The organism is Pantoea sp. WEP, assembly GCF_041678305.1.
GTDB lineage: Bacteria > Pseudomonadota > Gammaproteobacteria > Enterobacterales > Enterobacteriaceae > Pantoea > Pantoea dispersa.
Genome location: NZ_JBGNXB010000002.1, coordinates 536,994 through 558,837, shown reverse-complemented (window position 1 = coordinate 558,837; position 21,844 = coordinate 536,994). Strand labels below are relative to the sequence as shown.

The window sequence follows — 21,844 nt, the reverse complement described above, 5'->3', positions numbered from 1 at the left end:
CGGCCGGGTTTTCTTCACCCTTTAGCCAAGCGTTTCGCCTTCCTCGCTAGATAATCATCAGCCACAGCATCATACTCTTCTCTCGTAAAGCCCTTCTGCTCGGGAAACTTCGCCGCCAGCAGCATCTGAAACTCCGTCATGGTCAGCTTTCCCGCCTCCTCCCTGCCCATGCCGAGGTGCGTACGCGCTGCATTGATGTACTCGAAAGCATTGAATTCAGATGACGCCTGGCCGCCTTCATGGCGCTGTAGTTTTCTCACCTTTGCCTTGCCGATGATTCCATGCTGGATGAGTGACTGTGCGATCAGCACCATGTCACTGACTGGCATGAAACCTTTCCGGTAGACGAATAGCCACTTGCCGGACTTCCCCGGCCTTAACTCGCCAATCAGGGTGCTGATATCTTTATCACAGCATGCCGCCAGCACATTCATCGCTGCGTATAAAGCCTTCTTACTGGACTGCGGTCGGTTCAGATAGCTCGCAAGCCAGGTTGGAATACCGCCAAAAGCTGCGACAGAGCGCCTAATCAGTGATGATTGCTCATCATTATGAAGGTCATAGAATGCCTGAACTATCTCCTGCGGGTCGCCGATTCGCATCATGTTTGCGAACGATGGCCTGAAGAAATAGTCATCTTCACCCACTGTAATCAGGCATTCGCCTATCTCTTTTGCCGGGGCCATAGTTTCTCCAGAATCATTATCAAGGGCAGTCGCAACCGCCCTTTGTAATGGTTACGAGCCCGTCATTGTAACTGCGCAGGTAGCGGTGTATCCGCCATCAGTCGAAGTGAAGGTGATAGTTGCGGTGCCTGCGGCCACGGCAGTAACCAGGCCAGTGCTGCTTACCGTCGCCTTCGTTGCATCTGATGTCGTCCATGTACCGGTGCGATCGGTTGCATCGGTCGGCTGCACTGCGCCTGTCAACTGACGAGTAGCGCCAACAGCAAGACTTGCAGTCGCTGGAGTTACGGTCACACCGGTTGCCGGTACGGTCTCGTCAGTGTCGATAACCTGAATGGTGCTGGCATCGCCTACTTTGAACTCTGTGGTGAAGGTAACGATGTCATTAGTGCCGCCATCTGAACTAAGCGCAGTAACCACCATGTAACCGATGAAGGTAATTTCGCCATACTCCATGCGCACCCAGATACCGGGCTGGCGACGCGCTTTTAGTTCACCTGCAAAGTATTTGATGAACCGGCCAACGCCATACTGGTCTAGCTTGCCCTTTTTGCGCACTTCACCTTCAAAGCTGATGGTGAAATCTGAGTTTGTAATGATGCTTTCGACGAAGCCGCCGCCATCATCCGCGTCTGATGTAACTGTATTGGGCGAGAAGTCCCAGCCCTTACTGGTGCCGGCGGCCAGTGCTTTCCATTCCGACTCCTGCGGCAGCACATCACTGCAGCCATCGGCTACTTCAAGCACAACCGCGCCACCGAACAAACGTTCGTTGCTGTTCTGGCAATCTGCCATGGGTAATTCCTCTTTGACGTTAATTAATCGCCGTGGGTGGCGACGAACTGAAGCCGATAGACAAGCCTGCCTTCGGTTGTGAGAACTGGCGCGGGGATGCCGCCGAGATTTTGCAGATAGCCGATGCAGTTGTCGGACATGGGGTTTTGCTGGACGTGTTCGATAATGGCCTGCACTGCTTCATCAATGGCCGCATTACCACCTTTGGCACCGATGACATCAACGAGAACGTAATATTCAGCGCCAAGCTGGTTTCGCACTGCGCTGCCACCATTCGGCCTGAATACCAGATACTTATCCGTTGCGGTGCCAGTATCGTTCCAGACAAGAAGCTGCGTCTTAAACCCATCAGTCAGGCCGGCATCGGCCATATAATTGCGCACCCGCTTATGCATTGGGGGATTCAAAGCGCCATCTCCTTAGCGATAGCCGCGGTAATCGCCTCGCGCGAATCCTCAAATCCCTTCGTCAGGAATTCTTTTTGCGCCGTAGCGCGCCGGAAGTTCTGCGGGATATTGGGGTCATGCACATAAACCGCATAATTGGCTGAATAGCCAACGCGACCGGTAAGCCGGCTGCCGTTAACGCTAAGCTCCCGGTACTGGCTGTTAATCAGGGTGGATGTGTCGATTGGTGTATAGAGCGCCGCCTGGGATGAGCCGATAATCAGGGCGCTTTGCAGTGCGCGCACAGCTTTGCGCCCCTGAATATCCCCGATAAGCGCATCAAGATTACGCTTGGCCTGCTGGATGCCTCTGACTTTAACGCCCATGACTATACTCCGGTGATTATCGCGTAATCATCTGCCGTGCGCTCAAAGGTGTCAGCGTAACGAATGGCCTGCATTACCTCATCAGCGCCGGCAGCAAGCGGGTCGGGATTAGTAGATACACCAATCAGCAGGTAATCGCCGGTATCGGCCAGCGCATACTCTGTCCACACGGTATTTTTCACCACCTTTTCCCCGCCGATATCACCAAGACGCTTTGACAGCCCACCTTGATAATCACAGGCAATAACGACAGGCGCACCAAACACCGGGTCGCCATAATCATTTGTTTCGCCTGAGCGCTTCCAGATGGTTGCCTGAGCGGTGTAAGACCAGCTGGCTAATGATGACATGTCATGGCCTCCAGCTGATTACAGTGGGCTTTTCAGACGCAATGCGCGAGCAGGTTATCACCCACTCACCGCTGCTGTTCACATAGCCAGTTGTCTGCCGCCCGGTTGAAGTTTTCACCCACACGCGATCGAATGGTTTGGGTGGCGATGATGGGGGCTGCCAGTTCATTTTCGGCTCCCACACATGCACCCGCCTTTGCCAATCCAGATTCCTGCAAAGGCTTTCTGTCCTGGCTCAGGAGGAATCAACGCTGTTGCGCAGCCGAACTTATCCAGTCCACGAAGAAGTGATAGCGAACCAGACCAGCGATCGGCAAAAGACTGATAGCGGAAAGACCTCGACGCACCAGATGGGGCTGACTGAGAGCTGATATAACGATCGCCCTGCCCCAGCCCCATCAGTCCTAACAGATACATCTGGATAAGCAGCGCCGTTGCCGCGGGGTAATGTGCGTCCAGGCATTCCTGAATGCTGTTTGCCTGCTCAACCAGTGCGTCAATAATGAAGTCAGGTAGCGCGATGCCAACAGACTCCAGATATTCTTTGGCCTGAGCCGTGGTTATCATGCGCACCTCAACAATCAGCCCTCCGCAGAGGGCATAAAAAAACCGCCATCGCGGCGGCTATTATTCGGCAGGGAAAAGCTTCTCTAACTCGCCGTCTGGCAAAAGCTCTGCCAGCTTGTCAGCGCCGAGATTGCCTTTGTACTCGATCCCGAGTTCGTCGAGGCGTTTGGTGATCGCTGCTTTGCGCGCCTGTTTGTCGCTGCTGGCATCTGGTGTCGCTGGAACCAGTTCAGCAGCAGCTTTATCCGAAAGCTTACGAACATGGGATTTCAGCGCCGGGTGAACCTTTTCCAGTTGCACTACATCGCCCACTGCCACGCCGTGCCACGGCTTAATTACTTCGTATTTCTCAGCCATGATTGCTCCTTAAGCCAGGTTGGCGCCGTAGACCACACCGGACAGGCCTTCGCCGTCCTTTTTAATCTGCAGGCCTTCAGCAGACATGATCTGGAAGTTGTAATTGCTCTGCGGCATAGGGCGCGGCAGCGGGACTACACCGACAGCCATACCAACCAGCGGAGAAATCACATCCTGACGACGCTCATAGGCGAGGAACTCATTACCAGACAGCGCATAGGTCATCTGAATAGACTTCGCCGGGATGAACTTGCTGATCGCATCGAGAACGGTGCCGCTCAGCAAAGCGTTAGTGCCGGTGTTAATGTCTACCAGGTATGGCTTCGCCATGTTGGCCCACACTTCCGGGCTAACCCACAGCTTGTCGTAAGCCGTCACCTTGTTGGTGCGAGCCGTCAGACCAAACGGGCCGGTCGGGCCGAAGAAAGCCAGCAGCTGCGCCGGAGTTGCAGTTGTCAGGTCAATATTGGAACCGCCAGCACCGCTGCCCAGGTTGATCTTCTGCGTGTTGCGGTGGTTTTTCATGCCCTGAGCCGGCAGCCCATCAACCACAATGCTTGCGTCGCCGTTCAGGTAGAAGTTGACGCGCTTCTTATGGAATTTGCGCATCTTCGCCGACTGCGATTCCAGCGCAAGATCGATACCTACAGTGCTCAGGCCTGCAGCATGACGCCAGTTGACGCCATAACCGGCAGTGAACACCGGGATTGGGTCGCCATCAGAACCGAATTCGGTATGGTCGAAGGAGTACGGCGCCTGACCATCGATGCTGATAGATACGTCATCAGCGATATCGCCAGACACGTTATACAGCTTCGCAGTTTTGCCGATTGGCAGAACGGTCTGAACGCCCATAAGGTCATTGACGATTTCCATGCCAATTTCCTGATCGCGCATCTGAATAATCTGGCGGTCAATCTCAGCCCAGAACTCGCGGGTAAAGCCGCCGATGGCATTCGCTGCCAGCATTTCATGCGTCATGCGCGTGCGGAACGCGTTGACCATCATGTCGTGCTGAGCGTTGAAGATGTCACGGTTCGCCCACAGCTCGTTCCAGTGTCCGCGCAGTCGGCTGTTAGCAGCCAGTGTTTCAGCGGTAAAATACATTCTTATTCTCCTGTTAAGCGCCAGCGGCAACGGTGCCGACGCGCATACGCACGCGGATGAAATCGGTAGTGCTGGCCGCGATGGTCGCATCGTCCTGGCTGTAGCCGATCACCGAATCAGTGTCTGCGGTAGCTTTGGTAAACTGACCGTTTGTGCCCAGCTTGATCGGGTCATCTTTAGCATAGGTGCCCGGCACGCAGAGCAGCGCCAGTTCACGACCCTCTTCGACGTAATTGCCCACAGCGGAATCGCCGGCAGGAACTGCCTCGGTGATTTTCAGACCCTGATGGTAAGCAACATCGATGATGTAGAGACGACCAGCCAGCGCGGTAGCCTGCGCAAACTCATTGTCGTCGTTGATGACAGCTGCGGTACCTGGCAGCAGAGCTGCAGCAGTGACGCGGGTTTCGGTCTTGTACAGAGACTGACCGTCGATATTTACGCGACGATAACGTGCCATTAAGCAGCACCTCCAAAGTAAGCGGCCGGATCGGGTGCGCCGGTCACGGGTGGATTTTTGGCAGAGTTAGTGCCCAGCGGGGCCGCTTCACCGAGCGACTTAAACATCGCTTCCAGCGCTTCACCCTGCAGTGCGTTAGCCACGATTTCACCGTGCACTGCGGCAATAGCATCACGCTTGGTTTTCTCTTCTGCGCGAGAGTTAGCGGTAATGGTTTCAGACAGCTTGTCCTGGTTCGCCTGCAGCGCATCAACCTTGTCAGAGAGCGGCTTGATTGCCTTCTCGGTATTGGTCGCCACAGCCTCGCTAACCATGCTGCCGATCTGTTCCAGTTCTTCTTTGGTTAAAGGCATGTCGCCCTCCGTTTGGTGGTTTGTTGCAGGAGCATCCTGCGGTGTAAATAGAGATTTAACTTTGTTGGCCACGATGGCTACCCATGACTCCTGACGAGTAACTTTTGCGCCTACATCGTCAAAGGTGATTTTTCCGCCATCAGCGCTGTAGCCGTAGACCTGTGCGTCGCCGCCATTGCGGATGACGATCGCCTGTGAATCGGTGAAGTCAGCAATCCACGCATAATCGTCTGGTCCGGTTGCAAACTTGTCCCGGGCTGCCTGCTCTAGCCGGCGCTCGCGTTCTCGGTAGGACTCTCCAACCAGCGCGCCAGAATTACCCTTCAGCGATTGAGCCTGGTCAGCGTTAACCATCAGGCCGACGCCCTGCTCTGGCTGTGCAGCGCCGACCTCATGCAGCAGGATGGCGTCATGGTCCATTGCGTTAATCTTTGCGACCCACTCGATGCCCTGCGCCTTCTGCTCTGCGTTAGCTTCCAGCTGGTCAAGAAACACAGCGACACTGGTATGAATGGGCGGTACGTCTTCGCCACGTTCGATGGCGGCTACACGCTCAAGTAACTCCCGCCCGCCTTCGCTCTGGTTCGCTACAGTGGTATCGACCCACTTTTCCGCATAAACGCGGTTGCCGGATTTCTTGACGTTGCGATTCCATGCGCCGATGTGACCGGCGTTGATGCCCTCAGGTGAGAAAGCTGAGACAAACTGTCCGTTTACAGTCGGATGCCCAAGCGGCGCCAGCGTGCCTTCCAACCCCTGATAGTGAGCGTCTATTTCCGATTCCGGATACAGGCCGCCGTTCATCACAACGTTCGCCGGCAGCGTGTAACTTGGCAGCACCAGATGCGGGCGCCCGTTGTACATTTCGCGACGAATAGCCTGACTGTTCACCTTCGTGGTGACATTGACCTGCATAGTCATGGTTATCTCTCGATTAAGCCGCGTGCTTGTGGTCGCAGCAGTGATTTGATTTGTTGGCAGCCATGCGCTTGCCCCATGTCCGGGCAAATTCTTTCCTGGCTATGTCGATTACAGATGAATTAAGTGGTACGCCTTTCTCATCAACCAGCACAGTGACCTGAGAGCATTTGCAGTTGATAGCGTTGCCGTTGATGCTGTACCAGTCTCGAACCTCTTCCGAGGTGTAGAGCTTGCCGTGGCGCAAAGCGTGTGTCTGGCGCGTTGTGGGGCTCAGTGCTGAAAGGTGCAGCAGCATGACGTTAAGCCCGAGGTCATCACTGGCTGAGTCGTGCTCATCCCAGCGAGCCCTGCGAAGCGCCGTCGTTATCTCGGTCCTGGCAATCCGGTTGGCGCGCCCCTGCTCAATGCCTATCTGGTCGCGAATACGCCTGGCAACTTCTTTGGGGTTTTGCCCACGGCCAATGCCGTCAGTCAGCACGCGGGAAAGATTCTGCTTAACGTCGGCCGACAGGCCTTTCATCTCTTCGAACGTGCGAGCTCTGACAAGCGCCAGGCGGTTTTGATACGCATCGCTAAGAAGGATCTCCTGCACACTGCCGCGATCGGCCCCATATGCCGGAGACTGCTGAAGCAGATTGGAAAACTCCTGCGCCGTGCCGCGCTGATACGATGGCGATATATAGTCCTGAAACAGCCATGGATTAAACTCACCACCCTGCAGCAGGATTTCATCAACGAGTGAATCGCCGTTCTGCAACAGCATTGAAAGCATGGTCGGGTCTAACTGGAAGCTGTATCGCTGGTTTACTGCAGGCTCAGCCGGGATGCGGTTGAGTAGTTCGATATAACGTGCGCTGATTTTCTCCAGGCGCTTAGCGTAATCACGCATGGCCCCGCGCTCCAGCCGGTCAACGCCGGTCGGGTCGAGCTTATTGGCTGGCAGTATCGCTGGCTTTGGCTTCCTCTTCAGTTTCGCCATCTTCCTCGCTCTCCGGTAATGGCTCACTGCCGCCCGGCTCATACCCTGCGGCCACACGAATCTCATCGACCGTAAACACCTGCTCACCAGAGGCCAGAGATGTCTGGTTGATGTTGCTCATCTTCACCGCGCTATCCAGCTTGTCAGATGGTGACTGCTCGTTGAGCTCATCCCAGACGATGCTGAACTTTGCCACCGGCTTGATAATCTGCAGGTAGGCTAGCCTGTCGACCATGTCCTCAGCATCGAACGACAGGTCGCCGCGGCGTGACTGGCAGCGGCCGTTGAAATAAATCTGGTCTTCCGTACTGGCGCGCTCACCTGACTGGTTTCCGACGATGATTCTCGATGGAATGTCTACCGAAGCACTGAAGGTCTTCAGGTTTACGTCATAGGTCGGGGACGGGTCAGATACCGCGTTGACCATTGACGTGACCTGCGCACCCTGCGTTATCAGCAGCGTGTCATTACCTCGGTTAATCTCCCGGGCAGCTTCGTTATAGCGCTCCTGAAGCTCATCAACCGATACTCCGTACATTGAGGCCAGATTCTTAAAATCTATCTCTTTGTCGAAGTTGATATTCTGCTGCCGGGCTGCGTTCTTCAGGAATGATTCGCCCGAACCACCCTCAACTTTTTCAAGGCTGACGCAGGCGTTATATCCGGGTTCAAGGAAGCCGATAGCATCCTCTGACATGTCGCCGATAATCAGCACGCGGTCAGGATGGATGTTGCGTTGCGCTGTGCTGCCATCAGAGAGGGATTCTGTGTACTGCCACATGGTGATGACGCCGGCATTGTCGCGACTGCCAACCTTTAATGCGCTGGCCCATACCGGTGAAATTTTTTGAAGCGCCTTACCTTTTACGACTGGCTGATCCCATGTTTTGCTGTCTTTGATGTGCAGCAGGATGCCAGCCCAGCGGCCAACCAGTCGACGCTTGTCAGCTTCGGCAAATGCCCGCCAGAAGCGATGGGTGAATACCTGATTGCTGGCTTTCTCCCATGCTGTCAGGTCGCGCGATTCGTCAGACTGCTCACCCTCAATCACCTGCGGGTTGGTTTTCCAGCAGTTTGAAACCAGTTTATTTACCGCGCCGTATGCAATGCCGCCGCGACGGTAGAGCTTATGCAGGTCATCAAACGTCAGCTCTTCTTTGAAGCCGTATTCGCACCATGCGCTCTCACGTTTAGCATCAAGTCCCATGCCGGGGTTAAATGCCATTGCGCGCGCACGGGCAAGCCTGACGTCATTCAGCGCGTGATTGACGGCGAGTGTTAATTTGTCAGTCATGGTTTGTCCGTTGGTGGATTTTTGGCAATAAAAAAGGCCGCCATAGCGACCTTGAATGATGCGGGTTGTTATAGCTTATTGAAGGCCGTAAATATTACCTGGTCTGGCCTTACACTCGCAGTAATAGCTATATAATTACGTTTTTCATCAACAAGAAGGTGAGTTTCCGGATTATCGCTCCCGAAAGTACCATCTCCCTGCATAACTACCTTGTTGTTGTCATTTACAATTTGATAAGCAAAGAACCAAGCCTGCATACAATCCTCCCATTCAGTTCGTGAGTAATTGTTATCGGCTGAATTTTCTTTTGGATTAGCTTACCTTAATCTTTTTGGGATCAACATCCCGGCCATCTGGCCCTTACGCTTAATGTGTCCGTCAAGGCTGTAGCGAATACCGTCCCAGCAATGCTCATAGCCATCGGCGAGCTTCGGCAACACCTCACCGGTGATGCGGTCCGTTTTGTACGACCACATGCGGGCCTCACGCGCTACGTTCTTGCAGCGCGGATGGATAATGATTTCGTCGAATCCGCGAAGATGCGCGATGCCATCCTCAACGCTCCCCTGCCACTTTTCAGCGGCTGATATATTGAATCCCTGCCGCCTGAGATAGCTGATTGTTTCCGGGCGCGCTGAGTCTGCTTTGATAGGCCAATCGCGCGCGCCGGGGATGGTGTCGTATAAAGCTGGCATGTGGTCCAACTCTGTCTGTTGGCCATAGGCTTCATATTCGATATAAAGCCTGTTGTGCAGGATGAAGGTGCGCACCAGCGTGTTCGGGTCTTTGGCAAAACCGAAGTCAGCCCCGAAGAAAAGGCGTTCAGCTTCTTTCCACAGGCTATCCGAGAATTCAGCAACACGGTATTTTCCGGCCAGCACCTGCTTGTCGGAGTTCTCCAAATAGGCGCCTTCCCAAACCCACGCATAAGTAGCGGGGTCGAGCCGACGCTGGTCATTCATGCGCTCGCCTTCCAGCACATCCGGAAACCACGGATTGTCGGTGTAATTCATTTCGACGGTAATGCAGTCGTCACCGGACTCTTTACGAAAACGCTTATCAGTGGCGCTGCCGTCGCGCTCCGGGTTCCACGTCACCCAAATCTCGGAACCCTCTTCACGAACTGTAGGGCTGAGCTTCTGCCAGGCGATTTCACTCACCGATTCGGCTTCGTCCACCCAGCACAACAGAATGCGTGCTTTAGACTTGATGCTGTCGAGGTTGTGCCTCAGGCCGGCGAAAACATACGTCACCGATTTATCGATGGTTCGGATGTATTTCTCACCGATGTCGAAATTGGAAGCCAGCCATGGCACAGAGATGATCGCCTGCTTAACTTCCTGCATGCTCGACTCTTCCAGAGAGTTCATAAACTCACGGGCGCAAAGAATCACCCCGCTCTCACCGTTCATCATCGCCTGATATGCCTTCACAGCTGTCATCAGCGCAAACGTGCGCGTCTTTGCGCTTCCGCGACCACCGTGTGAACAGCGGTAGCGTTTATTTATGGCGGTGAACAGTGGAGCGAGCTTAGCGGGGATTGGTAGCTGAACTGCATCACTCATGCTTTTGGCTCAACGGGAAGAAGCTGAATGGTCGTCGGCTTGGTTGCCATGCTGCCATCAGATGACTTGTGATCTATTTCCTGACTGACTTTGTCGCCGTACTTCTTCGGATTCATGCGGGCTAATGCCCATTTGCGGGTATCGATGCGCAGTCGTGCTTTACCTACGGCTGCGGCCTCTTCGGCAACACTGTCGGCTATGTCGAACATCTCTTCGAAAATTGCATCGGCGCGGGTCTCGGTGGCTTTCGCGTATTGGTCGCGAAACTCTTCATGCTGAGCGAGCCAGCGGAATACAGTTGCCTTATTCGGCATCCCCGGGCGCTCACAGACTTTGCGTAGGCTTTCACCATCGGCAAGCAGTGAACAGATGTCAGCAGCCACCTCTGGTAGATAATCAGAAGGGCGGCCAGTTTTAGCTTTGGTCGCCATATTAGAATTTCCTGCTGGTCAGATAGATATAGCCCTCGGCAATGACCTAACGGACAACCGATGATTCATCGTGTTTATGCTGAAAAATGAACTCAGGGAATGCAGTTTTCAGCACAAAACATAATGGTCGCAATCAGCGACCACATGAGAGTTTGAATATTAAGTTAAATCGGCAATTTTTTTAATAAAGTCTTTGTCAGGCATAAAGTAAAATGTTTTACCTGTTGACAGGTTTATGGCGCAACGTATCTTTTTTATATCGCATCCATAATTTTTTAATTCTTCAGCAAACTCCTTGAGCCATTCCGTACCATCCACTTTTACCCATAAAAAGGCCTGCTCTCCATATTCGATTTTCTTAGGAAGAACGTCAGAATGTATGTCGCCAAATAATTGATAAAAATATTTTTTCTTTGGAAACTGCCAACCCACACTAACTATCTTGATAGGAATGGTCGACTGATTAATCACCTTAACCGCTAATCCATATTCATTTATCTCTTGACCCATCTCGTTTTTGCCAAAGATAGTTCTTAACCCCACTTCACAGGTTAATGATGCTTTGGGTTTTCTATTGGCGATGTAGAGAGAAACGACAACAGCTAAAAAAGTTGCTATCCCTGATGCCCATGAACCTATCATTGACCAATAAGCTATATCATCCGATTTCATAAATTTACCTAACAATTTTGGCTGATTAGGCATTCTAAAATCATTTGCATCTTGAAAAAAGAGTATATCTAACCAATGCCGCAACGCTTCAAAGCGTGGCTAACCGTTATCCCTTGTCGGAGGGTTTGAAAAGTTTCGCGCTTACGCTTGTTAGAATGGTCTTATGTGCCAAGCTGGGGTGTCTGCATAAAAACAAGATCGTTATCACCCCATTAGCCCCTAACGGGGCTTTTTTATCGAGCGCACTTGCAAATGCGCCCTGTGATTATCACTTCACAACGCTGTTATCGATGGTCTCAATAAGCGCGCCAGTGGTGGAGCGCACGATGTTCAGTTGCGCGTTATCTGCCTTACGCTTAACCAGCACCTCAATATCGTTGACAGAGTCTGAGTTAAAATCAGTCTGAACAGACAGGGCTACCGGATCCAGGGAGTTATCTGTTGAGAACGGAATGTAGTAGACACTCTTGTCAGCGCGAATAACTTTAACGCCTACCGCGCCGGTATCCGCATCCTGGTATAGGTTGTAGACCGAGCCGCCATCTGAATCAGTGTCGTAAAATACGTTATTACCTGCCGGGGTAACGGCGCTCATAATCACAACGGCGTCAATGTCAGCCCCATCAGTTCCAGCCACCGTACTGGTGCTGTTACTGGTATCGACAACTTTGATAAACGGATATGCCTGATAAGGATCAACCTGACTATCAAGATTGAAGCCTAACCATGAGCCCTTGCCTGTTGTGGTAATAGACTGAGTGGTTGGCGTCAGCTTCGTAAAGTTGACATTATCGGTTGAAACATAGACGTCGAACGATTCCCACCAGCTGCTTTCGAATACGTACAAATCGTTGGCTGAGGTGCCATCTGCTTTAAGCGCATTTGGGCCGACCTGAACAACGACATTGCCCTTCTTTCCCAGAGACAGGCTCTTTGTGGCTGTACCATCATTGGCGTCGTCCGGAGCGCCAAGAACGCGGCTTTGAGTAGTGGCTGCACCTGAGGCGCCGGGGCCCGGTGAGTAGCTAACCACTGAAGTGGCGAAACCCTGTGCGGTTCCAGGTGCATCGGCGTAAGTGGAATACTTTTCAGCCAGGCTGGAGAAAGATGCGAGTAAACCTGCAATCAAAATTATTTTTTTCATCAACTTCCCTTAGTTTTACTGCCAGTTTTATGCAGCGAATGCTGCAAATGCGGGTTTGTTTCCACTACCGTAGGCACTGCTCTTTGATGTACTGCTGCAGGCCAGCTATTTGCTTTCCGGCGAGCTCGATTCTGCTTCTGAGGGTGAAATAATCCCGTTCAGCGGAGTCAGTAAGTCCGGGGCTGGCTGCATCATCCACGCCGGTGGAGGTGGCGGATTGCTTGGTACAGTTCGCGTTGAGCTGCAACCGGCGCTTGCCAGAAGCAACATCACGCTGAAGCTGATCGATAGTTGCCTGAGCACTGGCTAACTCCTTTGTGTATTTCGCATCGAGAGCGGCAACGTCACGCTGTCGCACCGTCATATCGTCTATGGTCGCATTGGCCAGTTTTAGATCGCCTGTCGCCTTGTCGCGCTGGGCCTTATAGTCAATGGCATTGCCGCGGTAATACAGAGCAAATCCGCCTGCGGTGAGAATGCCTATCAGCAAGCACAAAATTAGAGCTGCAATGGCTTTAGATGTCATTTGGTCCATCCGCCAGGCAAAGTGAGCGCTCCATGTCGCGACGGTTCTGCAACCCCTTCCACTTCATGCCGCCGGCATAGACCCATCGGCGCATCTCCTCACAAGCGCCAGCCTGGTCACCGGAGTTAAGACGCTTAAGCAGAGTTGATTTGGAAAATGCAGAAGTGCCGACGTTGTAGGTGAAGCTGTAAAGAGCTGCGCGCTGGTATTCGTTCAGCTGAACTTTTACCAGGCCGTCGACCGCTTTCTTGACTGGCTGCAGGTCCTGCATGAGCAGGCGATCGCATTCACGGTCGGTGTACTTCTTGCCCTTGATAATATCGGTACCTGTGTGTCCATCGCAGACAGTCCACACGCCGGCTACATCTTTATAGGGCTCGTATACCCTCCCCTCGACGCCATCTTTACCGCCGAGGAATACCGTGGCGATCGCAATAGCGCCACCGCCCGCAACAGCTATCAGCTTATTGCGAAGGTTGCTGGAAATCGCCATGGACTAATCCTCATCGATGACAGGCGGCTCGGGCCAGCGCTGAAGCGCCTTAATCTGCGCGAGCGTAGCCTTACGCTTGTAATACCAGTTGATACAGAGCGTAATCAGCGCGACCACAATACCGGCCAGAACGCCAACAGCACTCCATTCATCGGGACTTAGTTTGGTTAGCAAACCATTGGCTATTGTCCCGGCAGATGCGCCGTATGCTGCGCCTGAAGCCAGTTTGCTCATATCAATCGCCATACACACCTCCCATTAGGTCGGTGCCGTCTGTAGTCATAAGAAAATGCGCACATCCCGGCACAGCAATGAGGGTCTGAATTAGTTTTGGGATGGCGCAAAAAGAAAAGGCCAGCTCTATAGCTGACCTTTGAATAATCTCGAGCACCCTAAAGCGCCTGGATATGTGATTTGATTGTGGAGCGACAGCACGGGGAGCATCGAACTCACCATCTGCTTCTACTTCTTGCTATATCCGCAGCAGCCGTTTTACTCGGTTAAACTACGATACTGTTCTCCACAGACTCAAAGATTACTAATTGTTCATTTTAACTTCAAGGCATTATCTGGCTCGAATAAAGGATACTTAGCCACTTTAGCAAGAATGCAGAAACGAATAAGGCCCGCCGAAGCGAGCCTTATTGAATTTTTTTCAACTTTTGGGAGGTTGAATCGCATAGCTTTTAAATTTAGCGCTTGTCATTGCATACATAGCTACCTTGCCACACTTGGGGCAACATATGGGTTCCATTTCTTTTCCACCAGGGAAAATAGTCCCATCTTCGCGATAGTTAAACCATTGCCCGCACTCAGGGTTTTCACATTGCATAGCCAATCTCCAGTTTGGGATAGGCTTATATCATGGCAATAAAACCAAGAACAAAAAAGCCCTCGCAGCTGGTGAGGCCGCAGGGCTTTTTGATTATCACAGAGTGATGGAATTTGTTACCTGCTCAGTTCGCTTTTACGCCCCGAGCTTAAGTGAAATATGCCAAGTAACATGCCCTTTGTCTTTAGCTATTTGTGCTACATTTCTATTTAAGCAGCTAAATCAGGAATCTCCTTCTCCATTTCTCGCTTAATTGCGTAAAACATTTCTCCTTCGAGGATATCCAGCGCCCATTCCGTTCTGTTACGCCCCTCTTTCGCGCTCAGGCCGGTGTGGTAAATCAGGCAGGAAGCAATATTTTGCGCGCTCTTGCGTTTGCAGTAGCGTAATCTGGCCATGTTGCGGATCGGATTATCCTGGCCAAAAGTTTTCACCATGACTGACTCAACGAAAGCAGCATCATCAGATTCTTTGGCGAGAGCGATGATGTTGCTGGTTGAGGTTTGCGGCATCAGCAGGTCTCGGGCTTTGCGGAATAGCTCTTCCCCGCGCAGGCCTTCACAGTGAAGCTCTGACACGATTTTCTCAATCTGCTTACCCTTCTGTTCGCTCCACTCGCAGCGCATCATCAGGCGGCCAATGACATTCACCTCACCCCGGTCATAATCTTCGCCGCCGAGGTGCTGGCCCCACAAGGTGAGCAAATGACGAACCCATGCCTGTTGCGATCGGTTAATGGTCTTCCATCCTGTGCCGAAAAGCCGGCGCATATCCGTAGCGCTACGAACACCGGCAAGCCTGACGATTTGCTGAAAGTCTCGTTCAATGCGCATGGTTATTGCCTCTCAGTTTCAGTTCCAGTCTGATGATCCGGTAATTTATTTCCGCCATGCCGCGCATCTTCATAATGCGTAGCTTCTGCCACTTGGCTTTGAGGTAGTCGGTCATGCAGCCTCCATTGAAAAGTCGAACCCCATCTGTCCGCCAAATGCCTCGCAGCTTTCAGAGCAGGAACCTGTGTCGTACTGGCGCATGGATGTCATTCTGGATGCGAGCTCATCCCTTCCCGTATCGGAGAACAGTGCAATCACCTGCTCCAGTGAGTTATTGCTGCGGTACATAACCTTGTCTGGCTTTACGTCGAAGGCCTGCAGGGTTTGGATGAATTGGGCTGCCAGGTCTGGCTCGTCTTTGGTTGCGAGCGCTACTTTTTGAAGGCTCTTTTTGATGCAGAAAACGCAGTTGCCAAGATGTTCCTGAATTTCCAGATCGAAAGGCTGGTCTCGCCACCACTCGATTACATCCTGCTTTTCAAAATCACTGATTTCGGCCAGATATCTGATGCCGGGCTTAGGCGATGTCCTTTTGGGCTCATCAATCCTCATTCCAAGCCAGGTTGTGTAATTACCCCTTCCAAAATGCTCATCGCAGTACTTAATGAACGGTACCGTCTTCATCCGATCAGTGCAGAACGCGCCGCCCACGTATGGGTGTCCGTACTTCCTGAGCATTCGCTTCCAGGGCTCAAGGTCTGGGCCTATCTGATCAATGCTGAGGATTTCGTAGGTGCTGGGTTTGTTCATTTCCGGGTTCGGAATAACGCGAAGGCAAGTAAGTCTGATTTTCCAATGCTTGACGATGTTGCGGATAAACTCGTATGTCTTGGGGTGCTCTGCACCGGTGTCCATGAAGATGAATTCCGTATTCGGATCCTGTTCTTTCATGATGTGAGCCAGATATGCAGAAGTGCGCCCGCCAGACAAGCTGACGACATTTTTCATGCTACCTCTCTTTGCTTAACCAATGCCCGCAGCAAAGCCCTGTAATGCGCACGTATGCCATCCAGCTCTTCACGGGTATATCGGTGAGGTGTGTTGTTGGATTCGAGCGCCAGAACGCGCTGAAGGCCGATTTTGGTGATTAGGTTGATGCGGTATGGGCCGATGTTGCCGGATTGATGCGTATTGCACGCTGAACACTGTGAATGGACATTGTCCTCGTTGAACCGAAGCTGTGATGCCGCCGCCGTGGTTCGATAATGCCCGGCGTGGTAGCTGACCGCCGTTGTGCTGCCGCAGCTGATGCAGATATCCCCGTCCCGCGCCCTGACATAGTCGTTAAACGCGCGCTGGGTCATGCTTATCCAGTGGCTTAGCGGCTTAACATCTGCCTTGCGCTTGTTCCATGCGATGCGATCGGCTTTCTCGCGCTCTTTCTTTTTGCGCTCTGATTGCTGAATTGCGTATTGATATGCACATGCAGGGGAACAACAGATGTGACGGATATTACGGGGGATGAACTTCTCAGGACAGCATTTGCATTTCTTGGGCTTCGGCGGCTTCGGCTTAATCGCCTTTGCCATCATCTTCTCCTGTCATGTCGTACGCCGGATCGGTTAGCAGCCAGAAGTCGAGACACTCGCTGCAGGCATATACTTCCGATGGCCTGAGAGCCATACCACAGCCAGCGCACGCCAAAGCAGACGGCTCGCCAGCGCCAGTAGGCTGATTTGATTGCCCAGTTTCGTTCCCATTCTTCATACCGGTAGTCCTGTTCACATTCTTCACATGAGACGCCGTACCAGTGTTTATCTTCACTGGTGAGGATGGTGTAGCAGCGGTGACAGCGTTCACGCGGCATCGGGCTTCTCCTTCATCATCAGGAAAACAATCATGGCGGCGCGCAGTGGGTTATCGCTCCTCACCCGTTCGCTATCCCACCCATAAGCGGGTTGGGCTACCCACTTTCCACCATCCTGAGTTTCTGCAAAAACATCAGCTGCCAGGCAAATCATGTGCCTTTCAATAATTGGCCCGGCATCAGCCCATGAGGTGCAGGGGTCGAAATGCGAGTATTTGCCGGAGACATGGTGCCTGAAGATAGTCTGTTCTTTTTCGAAAATATCCTCTTCAATAAAGCCGCCGATTAGCTCCGCCACGCGCTTGTTAATCTCAAAGTCCGTCATTTCGCTGTAATTCATCATCTGCTCCATAAAGTGTTCTGATACTGCTTGCTCGGGCGCGGCTCGTGCCGGCTTTCAGGCAGCAAAGCGCTGACCGTCCAGAACCGCGGGTCAAATGCCAGTGTCTTTTTTGCTTCAACCTGTCGGGCGGCGTATCGGGCGAGGAGTTCATCTGCGGTCTTTGTGTCTAGGGGCTCGGGGTGAATGAACCAGGTGGTTTTCAAGAGGACCCCCTGTACAGGCAAATACATGATGACAAGGGTATGCCTGTTTCCTCGGCAACCATGCGGAACGTCATGCCTGAGTTTTTCAGCCTGGCGACCTCTCGGGCATGCTTTGTGGTCAGGGTCCGGTATCTCTTTCGGGGTATTTGGATGCCGTGATAACGAGCGGTGTCGTAAACAGCCACTCCGGTGCGTCCAATGAGCTCACCAATCTGATTCACGGTTAACTGATTTGAAAGCCGCCGGATGGTGTTGAGTTCGTGTTCAGTAAATCTTCTTCCCATCTTTCTCTCCGAATCTGCCGGCCCATTCAGCGGCAAGCGCCGATTCATCGCTGAATCTGACGTTATGTTCTGCGCCGAAGGCATGGATAATGGTGATTAAATCTCGCATCTCGCTGACACGCATTTTGCTGGTCGATTTCCCAAGCACGACAAAGCCGCCGTTGATGCCGGGCACCGTGTCCTGCTGGTGCTGTGCGGCGCTGAAAATATTCTTCCAGCTCTCTGAATCCAGCTTCCGTCCGTACCATACGACCTGTTGCGAGATGTCATGCAGGCACGCCCAAAGCATCCTGTTTTGCGCCAGGCTGCGGGTATCTTCCTGAATGGTTACTTGCAGAGGTTTGTCGGTGTCGGTGGGGAGTTGCTGGATGGCGGTGATGCAGTTCTGTCTGACGCTGTTATTACGAAGCAGGTAACGTTGGGTCTCCATCTCCTTCCTCCCCAATGCCAAAGTGTTTATTCCACTTTGCGTCGAGCATGCGTTTAGGCGTTGATAAAATGTCCGGCGCGTCGCGCGACTCAATCATCTTCTGCACCAATGCCAAAGCCTCATCGGTGATGCGCTTCTGCTCTGGTGTTGGTTGGGTGTCGTGGATGCTGTCGATGAGTTCGTAGAGATTGCGGAGTGGGTCAGGTCTTAGGGGGATTACGTTGCTCATGGATCCTCCTGATTGCTTCTCATACCTTGTTGCCATGCCATCCAGAAGCCATGCTTGATACGCACGAAAACATCGGAATAGATAAAACCTTCAAGATGGGCATATTCGGATTCAAACCACTTTTCAAACTTCTTCCGCTCCAGCTCATCGCCGTTGGTTTGGGTTGTCATGAGGCCTCCTTGCTGCGCTTATTCCATGCGGCCACGGCTTCAGACTCACTACCAAAATGATATCTGCGACCAAACAGTTGCGCGCCGCAGCGGCAAGCAACGTGTATCGCCGACCCTGCATCGACTAAGTTTCTCACCTCAGGCTTACCACCACAAAACGGGCACGGCTTTAACTCTTCACTCATCCTTCCCTCCCATCATTCTCAATCACCCGATAGGCGACCAGGTTAACCATGAACTTAGAGTGCTCCCACCTCCAAACTCCGGCGTCACCTATGTCCGTTGACCCCGTGCTCCACCTAACCTCAACCAGTCCTGTTACTGGCGCAACAGACCCACCCTTCCACTCAATCCAGCCATCATTCTCAATCTGCCGGTAGGTGTCGGTTTTTGGCTTCACGATGCTGCCAGTAAGCGCCCAGATGCGGCCGCCAAATTCTGCCCTGCGATGCATGGCAGCGAAAAGCGTGGTTTCGACTTCATAGCAATTGTGGTGCTCGACGAGGAAGAACTGGCCTTCAGGTTGCTCCAGCGCCGTCAGCGCAATCTCCAGCGCAGCCAGATACTTCTCTTCCAGTATCGATATGCCGTGCTCTTTGGTTTGGTTGTGGTGAAGCTTGTCGATTAGTCTTCGGGCTTCACTGGGGGTTAGGTTGTTCATTGGTAGCTCCTTCGGTAATGCTGATGCCAGACTCTTGAAACCAGTAAGCAACCGCATGCTCAAGCACCGCTTTTGCTTGCTCAATGTCCGGACGATTTTTAAGCCGAGTTTTCAGCCCTGGCAGGTTGGTATATACGCAAATGTTTCCATGCTCCGACTTCACAATGTCTGGACTGATGCTGCCTACGCACCATTTGCCAACCATCAGGTTTTCTCCATGGCCAAAGCGCTGTTGCTGTCGCTCCCATCTGAACTCAATCTTCAAAATCCACCTCCACCCTTCTTGTTCTTGCCGCCTTTTTCGGAACGGGAATCGCGCTCGACTTTGGCTACGTGCTGGTCCATATCGTAGATAGCGCCGTCTTTCTGCAGGCAGAAGACAGTGCCGGTGTTGCCGTGGCGGTTCAAACGAAGAAGCAGTTCTGTTTCGCCGGCCGGCACGTTTTCGTCAAATGCGCCTTCGCGGTGAATGCCCACCCAGTAATCGCAATCCTGCTCAATCTGACCGGTGTCGCGTGAGTCGCTCGGTAACGGCCGTTTGTTGACGCGCTTCTCCAGCTCACGGTTAAGCTGAGTCAGCAGAACAACGACGCAGCCGAGTTCTTTGGCGAGGTTCTTCAGCCCCTTTGTGATGAGACCGTAGGCCAGGTCGTTGCGATCGGCTTTCTCGGCAGTCATCAGCGTCAGGTAATCGACCAGCACCATTCCAACAGCACCCTTCTGGCGTTTGACTTTACGGCACTCTGCAACGATGTGCGCCAGCGAGAGGCCCGGCGTGTCGTCGATGTACAGCAGGTCGAGCTCGCGCAGCCGGTTGGCTGTTTTGATGGCCTTGTCGAAATCGCTGTCGTAATCGCCCTGATATTCAATGTCAGCGTCGTCAGTGGCCGGCATGTAGAAAATGCTCGGGTTAACGCCGGACTTCTGCCCTACCAGCTTTTCCAGAATCTGGTCGGCCGGCATCTCCAGGCTGAACATCAGCGCAGGTTTGTTCTCGCGGATTGCGCAGTTGATTGCCATCTGGCTATAGAGCGTGGTTTTGCCCATCTTCGGCCGGGCGCCAATCACGAACAGCGAGCCCTTCACGAGGCCTTTCGGTGAAAGCATGCGATCGAGTGATGGGATTCCGGTGCTCAGTCCACGCTGCTCGCCTGACGGGTCGAACCGCTTCTCAAGATCGCTTACCCAGCCATCCATCACATCACCGAATGAGCGCAGGCCGCGACGGTTTCCCGTTCTGGCGTAGTCGCTAATCTGGCTGGTCAGGCTGCTTACCGCCTCAAGCTTATCCGCGGCGCTGATGGTGCTCCGCTGGTAAAGCATCTCCGTCGCTTCGGCAAGCTTCTGGATTGCGTAACGCTCCATTGCGCAATCACGGATTACCGCGGCGTAGTGGACGATGTTTGCAGCTGACGGTGTGTTCTTGCTCATCTCGGCCAGGTAGGCAAATCCACCTGACTGTTCCAGCGCGCCGCGGCGTTCCATCTCGTCTGACACGGTGAGCAGGTCGATCGGCTGACTGCGCTTCAGGAGTTCACGCATAACGTCAAACAGAGCGCCGTGCGTTTTGTGGTAGAAGCTTTCCGGCTTAAGCATCGCCAGAACCTTCTGGCTGCGCTCTTCGCCGCCGTCAATCATCATGCCACCCAGCACCGCCTGTTCAGCGTCAAGGTTATGCGGTGGCAGCATCAGGTTATCGGTCACAGGCTTCCCTCCCGTGTTTTGGTCAGCGTGTCGCTTCTCAGCAGGTAGTCGAGTGACGCCCGCCAGCCGCGGTTGTTGTCGCCGAAGTAAAACGTGCCGGCGGCAGACATGAACGCGTGAAAGTAATTACTGGCAGCCTCAACGGTTGGCTCTTTCAGCTCACTCAGCAGCCGCTTGATGTCGGTTCGGCGTTTGGCATTAAGCTTTTCAGCGTTAGGCAGTCTGTCACCAGCTGCTTCGTTGTAGGCATCGAGTACGGCCTGATAGGGGATCGGCTTGGATTTACTGACCGACAATTTGTCATCGTCAGATGACATATCATTATCGCTAGATAATGATTTAGTATTTAATTTATTATCTTTGGCCTTTCGTTGGCTTTTCGTTGGCTCGAAATCATCTGCAAGCCTTGCTGGCTGCGGGTTTTCGTTGGCCTTTTCTTGGCTTTTTATCGGCCGATTTTCTGGCTGATATTCGTCGTATTTCAGCACCGTAATCCGGCTGAATGAACGACCGAAAGGCTCGCTTGAAATCATCCCCATCCGCTCGAATTTTTCCATCAGCGTTCTGATGCGGCGATCGGGAATGCCGGTCTCATCAACCAGTGTCGGCCGTCCGGTAATGAACTGACCGCGGCCAATGCTGATTTTTCCGAGATGTGTTTCTACCAGGCTGGCTTTATGGCTCGCTCGCATGATGAAGTGAAACCAGAGGTGAACAGCCTGAGAGTCCTTGTAGAGCCTGCTATCCATGAATTGACGATGAATCAAGGCAAACCCCTTACCGGTTGCCTCCGGTGTCTCTACATGTTTCTGTCTGAATGCTAAGACGTTGCTCATTTGCCTCTCTCCTTCGCTCTGTGCTCTTCCAGAATGTGCT

33 protein-coding genes are annotated in these 21,844 nt (G+C 52.8%); all 33 read right to left on the bottom strand.

Translation table 11 applies throughout. The features are described 5' to 3' along the window. Positions 1–14: 14 nt before the first annotated feature. The gene (locus ABVR31_RS21930) at positions 15–686 is read right to left on the bottom strand and encodes a DUF6246 family protein (protein WP_372774592.1); all 672 of its coding nucleotides are present in this window, start codon (positions 684–686) and stop codon (positions 15–17) included. Positions 687–737: 51 nt separating this feature from the next. After that, entirely contained in the window at positions 738–1,481 is a 744-nt protein-coding gene (locus ABVR31_RS21925; RefSeq protein WP_372774590.1) for an Ig domain-containing protein, read from the bottom strand. Positions 1,482–1,504: 23 nt separating this feature from the next. Further along, complete coding sequence (locus ABVR31_RS21920) at positions 1,505–1,888, bottom strand: hypothetical protein (RefSeq protein WP_372774588.1); 384 nt, start codon at positions 1,886–1,888, stop codon at positions 1,505–1,507. Continuing rightward, the gene (locus ABVR31_RS21915; protein ID WP_282954552.1) at positions 1,885–2,253 is read right to left on the bottom strand and encodes an HK97 gp10 family phage protein; all 369 of its coding nucleotides are present in this window, start codon (positions 2,251–2,253) and stop codon (positions 1,885–1,887) included. The genes ABVR31_RS21920 and ABVR31_RS21915 overlap by 4 nt, the downstream gene beginning before the upstream one ends. A 2-nt stretch (positions 2,254–2,255) precedes the next feature. Further along, positions 2,256–2,603 (bottom strand): hypothetical protein, encoded by a 348-nt coding sequence (locus ABVR31_RS21910; protein WP_262264219.1) that lies wholly within the window; start codon positions 2,601–2,603, stop codon positions 2,256–2,258. A 165-nt stretch (positions 2,604–2,768) separates the two neighbouring features. Then, the gene (locus ABVR31_RS21905) at positions 2,769–3,170 is read right to left on the bottom strand and encodes a hypothetical protein (RefSeq protein WP_288444777.1); all 402 of its coding nucleotides are present in this window, start codon (positions 3,168–3,170) and stop codon (positions 2,769–2,771) included. Positions 3,171–3,230: 60 nt separating this feature from the next. Further along, positions 3,231–3,527 (bottom strand): hypothetical protein, encoded by a 297-nt coding sequence (locus ABVR31_RS21900; protein WP_372774585.1) that lies wholly within the window; start codon positions 3,525–3,527, stop codon positions 3,231–3,233. A 9-nt stretch (positions 3,528–3,536) separates the two neighbouring features. Then, positions 3,537–4,634, bottom strand: a complete 1,098-nt coding sequence (locus ABVR31_RS21895) for a major capsid protein (protein ID WP_372774583.1) — start codon at positions 4,632–4,634, stop codon at positions 3,537–3,539. Positions 4,635–4,647: 13 nt separating this feature from the next. Further along, entirely contained in the window at positions 4,648–5,094 is a 447-nt protein-coding gene (locus ABVR31_RS21890; RefSeq protein ID WP_372774581.1) for a hypothetical protein, read from the bottom strand. Continuing rightward, complete coding sequence (locus ABVR31_RS21885) at positions 5,094–6,368, bottom strand: hypothetical protein (RefSeq protein ID WP_372774579.1); 1,275 nt, start codon at positions 6,366–6,368, stop codon at positions 5,094–5,096. The genes ABVR31_RS21890 and ABVR31_RS21885 overlap by 1 nt, the downstream gene beginning before the upstream one ends. A gap of 13 nt (positions 6,369–6,381) precedes the next feature. Beyond that, positions 6,382–7,347 carry a phage minor head protein gene (locus tag ABVR31_RS21880; protein WP_372774578.1) on the bottom strand — a complete coding sequence of 322 codons (966 nt, stop codon included), beginning with the start codon at positions 7,345–7,347 and terminating at the stop codon, positions 6,382–6,384. Then, the gene (locus ABVR31_RS21875; protein ID WP_372774576.1) at positions 7,298–8,641 is read right to left on the bottom strand and encodes a DUF1073 domain-containing protein; all 1,344 of its coding nucleotides are present in this window, start codon (positions 8,639–8,641) and stop codon (positions 7,298–7,300) included. Before ABVR31_RS21875 ends, ABVR31_RS21880 begins: the two co-directional genes overlap by 50 nt. A gap of 317 nt (positions 8,642–8,958) precedes the next feature. Further along, positions 8,959–10,206 (bottom strand): PBSX family phage terminase large subunit, encoded by a 1,248-nt coding sequence (locus ABVR31_RS21870; protein WP_372774574.1) that lies wholly within the window; start codon positions 10,204–10,206, stop codon positions 8,959–8,961. Continuing rightward, positions 10,203–10,637: a ubiquitin carboxyl-hydrolase gene (locus ABVR31_RS21865; protein ID WP_141495703.1), complete on the bottom strand. Its 435-nt coding sequence runs from the start codon at positions 10,635–10,637 to the stop codon at positions 10,203–10,205. The genes ABVR31_RS21870 and ABVR31_RS21865 overlap by 4 nt, the downstream gene beginning before the upstream one ends. Before the next feature lie 159 nt (positions 10,638–10,796). After that, on the bottom strand, positions 10,797–11,342 hold the full coding sequence (locus tag ABVR31_RS21860) for a hypothetical protein (protein WP_372774572.1): 546 nt from the start codon (positions 11,340–11,342) through the stop codon (positions 10,797–10,799). Positions 11,343–11,577: 235 nt separating this feature from the next. Next, a complete protein-coding gene (locus ABVR31_RS21855; protein ID WP_372774570.1) occupies positions 11,578–12,453 on the bottom strand; it encodes a cell envelope biogenesis protein OmpA in 876 nt (291 codons plus the stop codon). Between the two features lie 64 nt (positions 12,454–12,517). After that, a complete protein-coding gene (locus ABVR31_RS21850) occupies positions 12,518–12,979 on the bottom strand; it encodes a lysis protein (RefSeq protein WP_372774568.1) in 462 nt (153 codons plus the stop codon). Next, a complete protein-coding gene (locus ABVR31_RS21845) occupies positions 12,969–13,472 on the bottom strand; it encodes a lysozyme (RefSeq protein ID WP_082678661.1) in 504 nt (167 codons plus the stop codon). The genes ABVR31_RS21850 and ABVR31_RS21845 overlap by 11 nt, the downstream gene beginning before the upstream one ends. 3 nt (positions 13,473–13,475) lie before the next feature. Continuing rightward, the gene (locus ABVR31_RS21840; protein ID WP_059010141.1) at positions 13,476–13,718 is read right to left on the bottom strand and encodes a phage holin; all 243 of its coding nucleotides are present in this window, start codon (positions 13,716–13,718) and stop codon (positions 13,476–13,478) included. 795 nt (positions 13,719–14,513) lie between these two features. Beyond that, positions 14,514–15,137, bottom strand: coding sequence for a hypothetical protein (locus ABVR31_RS21835; protein WP_372774565.1), 624 nt, complete (start codon positions 15,135–15,137; stop codon positions 14,514–14,516). Then, a complete protein-coding gene (locus tag ABVR31_RS21830) occupies positions 15,127–15,252 on the bottom strand; it encodes a hypothetical protein (protein WP_288444799.1) in 126 nt (41 codons plus the stop codon). The genes ABVR31_RS21835 and ABVR31_RS21830 overlap by 11 nt, the downstream gene beginning before the upstream one ends. Continuing rightward, on the bottom strand, positions 15,249–16,085 hold the full coding sequence (locus tag ABVR31_RS21825) for a phosphoadenosine phosphosulfate reductase family protein (RefSeq protein ID WP_372774563.1): 837 nt from the start codon (positions 16,083–16,085) through the stop codon (positions 15,249–15,251). The genes ABVR31_RS21830 and ABVR31_RS21825 overlap by 4 nt, the downstream gene beginning before the upstream one ends. Continuing rightward, a complete protein-coding gene (locus tag ABVR31_RS21820) occupies positions 16,082–16,669 on the bottom strand; it encodes a recombination protein NinG (protein WP_372774561.1) in 588 nt (195 codons plus the stop codon). Before ABVR31_RS21820 ends, ABVR31_RS21825 begins: the two co-directional genes overlap by 4 nt. Then, entirely contained in the window at positions 16,650–16,760 is a 111-nt protein-coding gene (locus tag ABVR31_RS21815) for a hypothetical protein (RefSeq protein ID WP_372774559.1), read from the bottom strand. The genes ABVR31_RS21820 and ABVR31_RS21815 overlap by 20 nt, the downstream gene beginning before the upstream one ends. Positions 16,761–16,933: 173 nt before the next feature. Then, complete coding sequence (locus ABVR31_RS21810) at positions 16,934–17,296, bottom strand: phage protein NinX family protein (RefSeq protein WP_372774557.1); 363 nt, start codon at positions 17,294–17,296, stop codon at positions 16,934–16,936. A 458-nt stretch (positions 17,297–17,754) separates the two neighbouring features. Further along, on the bottom strand, positions 17,755–18,204 hold the full coding sequence (locus tag ABVR31_RS21805; RefSeq protein WP_372774555.1) for a recombination protein NinB: 450 nt from the start codon (positions 18,202–18,204) through the stop codon (positions 17,755–17,757). Continuing rightward, entirely contained in the window at positions 18,176–18,433 is a 258-nt protein-coding gene (locus tag ABVR31_RS21800) for a hypothetical protein (RefSeq protein WP_141495731.1), read from the bottom strand. The genes ABVR31_RS21805 and ABVR31_RS21800 overlap by 29 nt, the downstream gene beginning before the upstream one ends. Continuing rightward, a complete protein-coding gene (locus tag ABVR31_RS21795; protein ID WP_372774553.1) occupies positions 18,430–18,603 on the bottom strand; it encodes a hypothetical protein in 174 nt (57 codons plus the stop codon). The genes ABVR31_RS21800 and ABVR31_RS21795 overlap by 4 nt, the downstream gene beginning before the upstream one ends. Then, complete coding sequence (locus tag ABVR31_RS21790; RefSeq protein ID WP_372774551.1) at positions 18,600–18,788, bottom strand: Lar family restriction alleviation protein; 189 nt, start codon at positions 18,786–18,788, stop codon at positions 18,600–18,602. The genes ABVR31_RS21795 and ABVR31_RS21790 overlap by 4 nt, the downstream gene beginning before the upstream one ends. Next, entirely contained in the window at positions 18,785–19,264 is a 480-nt protein-coding gene (locus ABVR31_RS21785; RefSeq protein ID WP_372774549.1) for a hypothetical protein, read from the bottom strand. Before ABVR31_RS21785 ends, ABVR31_RS21790 begins: the two co-directional genes overlap by 4 nt. Further along, a complete protein-coding gene (locus ABVR31_RS21780) occupies positions 19,242–19,529 on the bottom strand; it encodes a hypothetical protein (protein ID WP_372774547.1) in 288 nt (95 codons plus the stop codon). Before ABVR31_RS21780 ends, ABVR31_RS21785 begins: the two co-directional genes overlap by 23 nt. Further along, complete coding sequence (locus ABVR31_RS21775; protein ID WP_372774545.1) at positions 19,526–20,968, bottom strand: DnaB-like helicase C-terminal domain-containing protein; 1,443 nt, start codon at positions 20,966–20,968, stop codon at positions 19,526–19,528. Before ABVR31_RS21775 ends, ABVR31_RS21780 begins: the two co-directional genes overlap by 4 nt. Beyond that, positions 20,965–21,804, bottom strand: coding sequence for a DNA replication protein (locus ABVR31_RS21770; protein ID WP_372774543.1), 840 nt, complete (start codon positions 21,802–21,804; stop codon positions 20,965–20,967). Before ABVR31_RS21770 ends, ABVR31_RS21775 begins: the two co-directional genes overlap by 4 nt. Positions 21,805–21,844: the final 40 nt, after the last annotated feature.

Coding starts and splice junctions, on each gene's coding strand:
- ABVR31_RS21930 (WP_372774592.1), bottom strand. CDS start 686: ATGGCCCCGGCAAAAGAGATAGGCGAATGCCTGATTACAGTGGGTGAA.
- ABVR31_RS21925 (WP_372774590.1), bottom strand. CDS start 1,481: ATGGCAGATTGCCAGAACAGCAACGAACGTTTGTTCGGTGGCGCGGTT.
- ABVR31_RS21915 (WP_282954552.1), bottom strand. CDS start 2,253: ATGGGCGTTAAAGTCAGAGGCATCCAGCAGGCCAAGCGTAATCTTGAT.
- ABVR31_RS21910 (WP_262264219.1), bottom strand. CDS start 2,603: ATGTCATCATTAGCCAGCTGGTCTTACACCGCTCAGGCAACCATCTGG.
- ABVR31_RS21905 (WP_288444777.1), bottom strand. CDS start 3,170: ATGATAACCACGGCTCAGGCCAAAGAATATCTGGAGTCTGTTGGCATC.
- ABVR31_RS21900 (WP_372774585.1), bottom strand. CDS start 3,527: ATGGCTGAGAAATACGAAGTAATTAAGCCGTGGCACGGCGTGGCAGTG.
- ABVR31_RS21895 (WP_372774583.1), bottom strand. CDS start 4,634: ATGTATTTTACCGCTGAAACACTGGCTGCTAACAGCCGACTGCGCGGA.
- ABVR31_RS21890 (WP_372774581.1), bottom strand. CDS start 5,094: ATGGCACGTTATCGTCGCGTAAATATCGACGGTCAGTCTCTGTACAAG.
- ABVR31_RS21885 (WP_372774579.1), bottom strand. CDS start 6,368: ATGACTATGCAGGTCAATGTCACCACGAAGGTGAACAGTCAGGCTATT.
- ABVR31_RS21880 (WP_372774578.1), bottom strand. CDS start 7,347: ATGGCGAAACTGAAGAGGAAGCCAAAGCCAGCGATACTGCCAGCCAAT.
- ABVR31_RS21875 (WP_372774576.1), bottom strand. CDS start 8,641: ATGACTGACAAATTAACACTCGCCGTCAATCACGCGCTGAATGACGTC.
- ABVR31_RS21870 (WP_372774574.1), bottom strand. CDS start 10,206: ATGAGTGATGCAGTTCAGCTACCAATCCCCGCTAAGCTCGCTCCACTG.
- ABVR31_RS21865 (WP_141495703.1), bottom strand. CDS start 10,637: ATGGCGACCAAAGCTAAAACTGGCCGCCCTTCTGATTATCTACCAGAG.
- ABVR31_RS21860 (WP_372774572.1), bottom strand. CDS start 11,342: ATGCCTAATCAGCCAAAATTGTTAGGTAAATTTATGAAATCGGATGAT.
- ABVR31_RS21855 (WP_372774570.1), bottom strand. CDS start 12,453: ATGAAAAAAATAATTTTGATTGCAGGTTTACTCGCATCTTTCTCCAGC.
- ABVR31_RS21850 (WP_372774568.1), bottom strand. CDS start 12,979: ATGACATCTAAAGCCATTGCAGCTCTAATTTTGTGCTTGCTGATAGGC.
- ABVR31_RS21845 (WP_082678661.1), bottom strand. CDS start 13,472: ATGGCGATTTCCAGCAACCTTCGCAATAAGCTGATAGCTGTTGCGGGC.
- ABVR31_RS21840 (WP_059010141.1), bottom strand. CDS start 13,718: ATGGCGATTGATATGAGCAAACTGGCTTCAGGCGCAGCATACGGCGCA.
- ABVR31_RS21835 (WP_372774565.1), bottom strand. CDS start 15,137: ATGCGCATTGAACGAGACTTTCAGCAAATCGTCAGGCTTGCCGGTGTT.
- ABVR31_RS21830 (WP_288444799.1), bottom strand. CDS start 15,252: ATGACCGACTACCTCAAAGCCAAGTGGCAGAAGCTACGCATTATGAAG.
- ABVR31_RS21825 (WP_372774563.1), bottom strand. CDS start 16,085: ATGAAAAATGTCGTCAGCTTGTCTGGCGGGCGCACTTCTGCATATCTG.
- ABVR31_RS21820 (WP_372774561.1), bottom strand. CDS start 16,669: ATGATGGCAAAGGCGATTAAGCCGAAGCCGCCGAAGCCCAAGAAATGC.
- ABVR31_RS21815 (WP_372774559.1), bottom strand. CDS start 16,760: ATGGCTCTCAGGCCATCGGAAGTATATGCCTGCAGCGAGTGTCTCGAC.
- ABVR31_RS21810 (WP_372774557.1), bottom strand. CDS start 17,296: ATGGAGCAGATGATGAATTACAGCGAAATGACGGACTTTGAGATTAAC.
- ABVR31_RS21805 (WP_372774555.1), bottom strand. CDS start 18,204: ATGGAGACCCAACGTTACCTGCTTCGTAATAACAGCGTCAGACAGAAC.
- ABVR31_RS21800 (WP_141495731.1), bottom strand. CDS start 18,433: ATGAGCAACGTAATCCCCCTAAGACCTGACCCACTCCGCAATCTCTAC.
- ABVR31_RS21795 (WP_372774553.1), bottom strand. CDS start 18,603: ATGACAACCCAAACCAACGGCGATGAGCTGGAGCGGAAGAAGTTTGAA.
- ABVR31_RS21790 (WP_372774551.1), bottom strand. CDS start 18,788: ATGAGTGAAGAGTTAAAGCCGTGCCCGTTTTGTGGTGGTAAGCCTGAG.
- ABVR31_RS21785 (WP_372774549.1), bottom strand. CDS start 19,264: ATGAACAACCTAACCCCCAGTGAAGCCCGAAGACTAATCGACAAGCTT.
- ABVR31_RS21770 (WP_372774543.1), bottom strand. CDS start 21,804: ATGAGCAACGTCTTAGCATTCAGACAGAAACATGTAGAGACACCGGAG.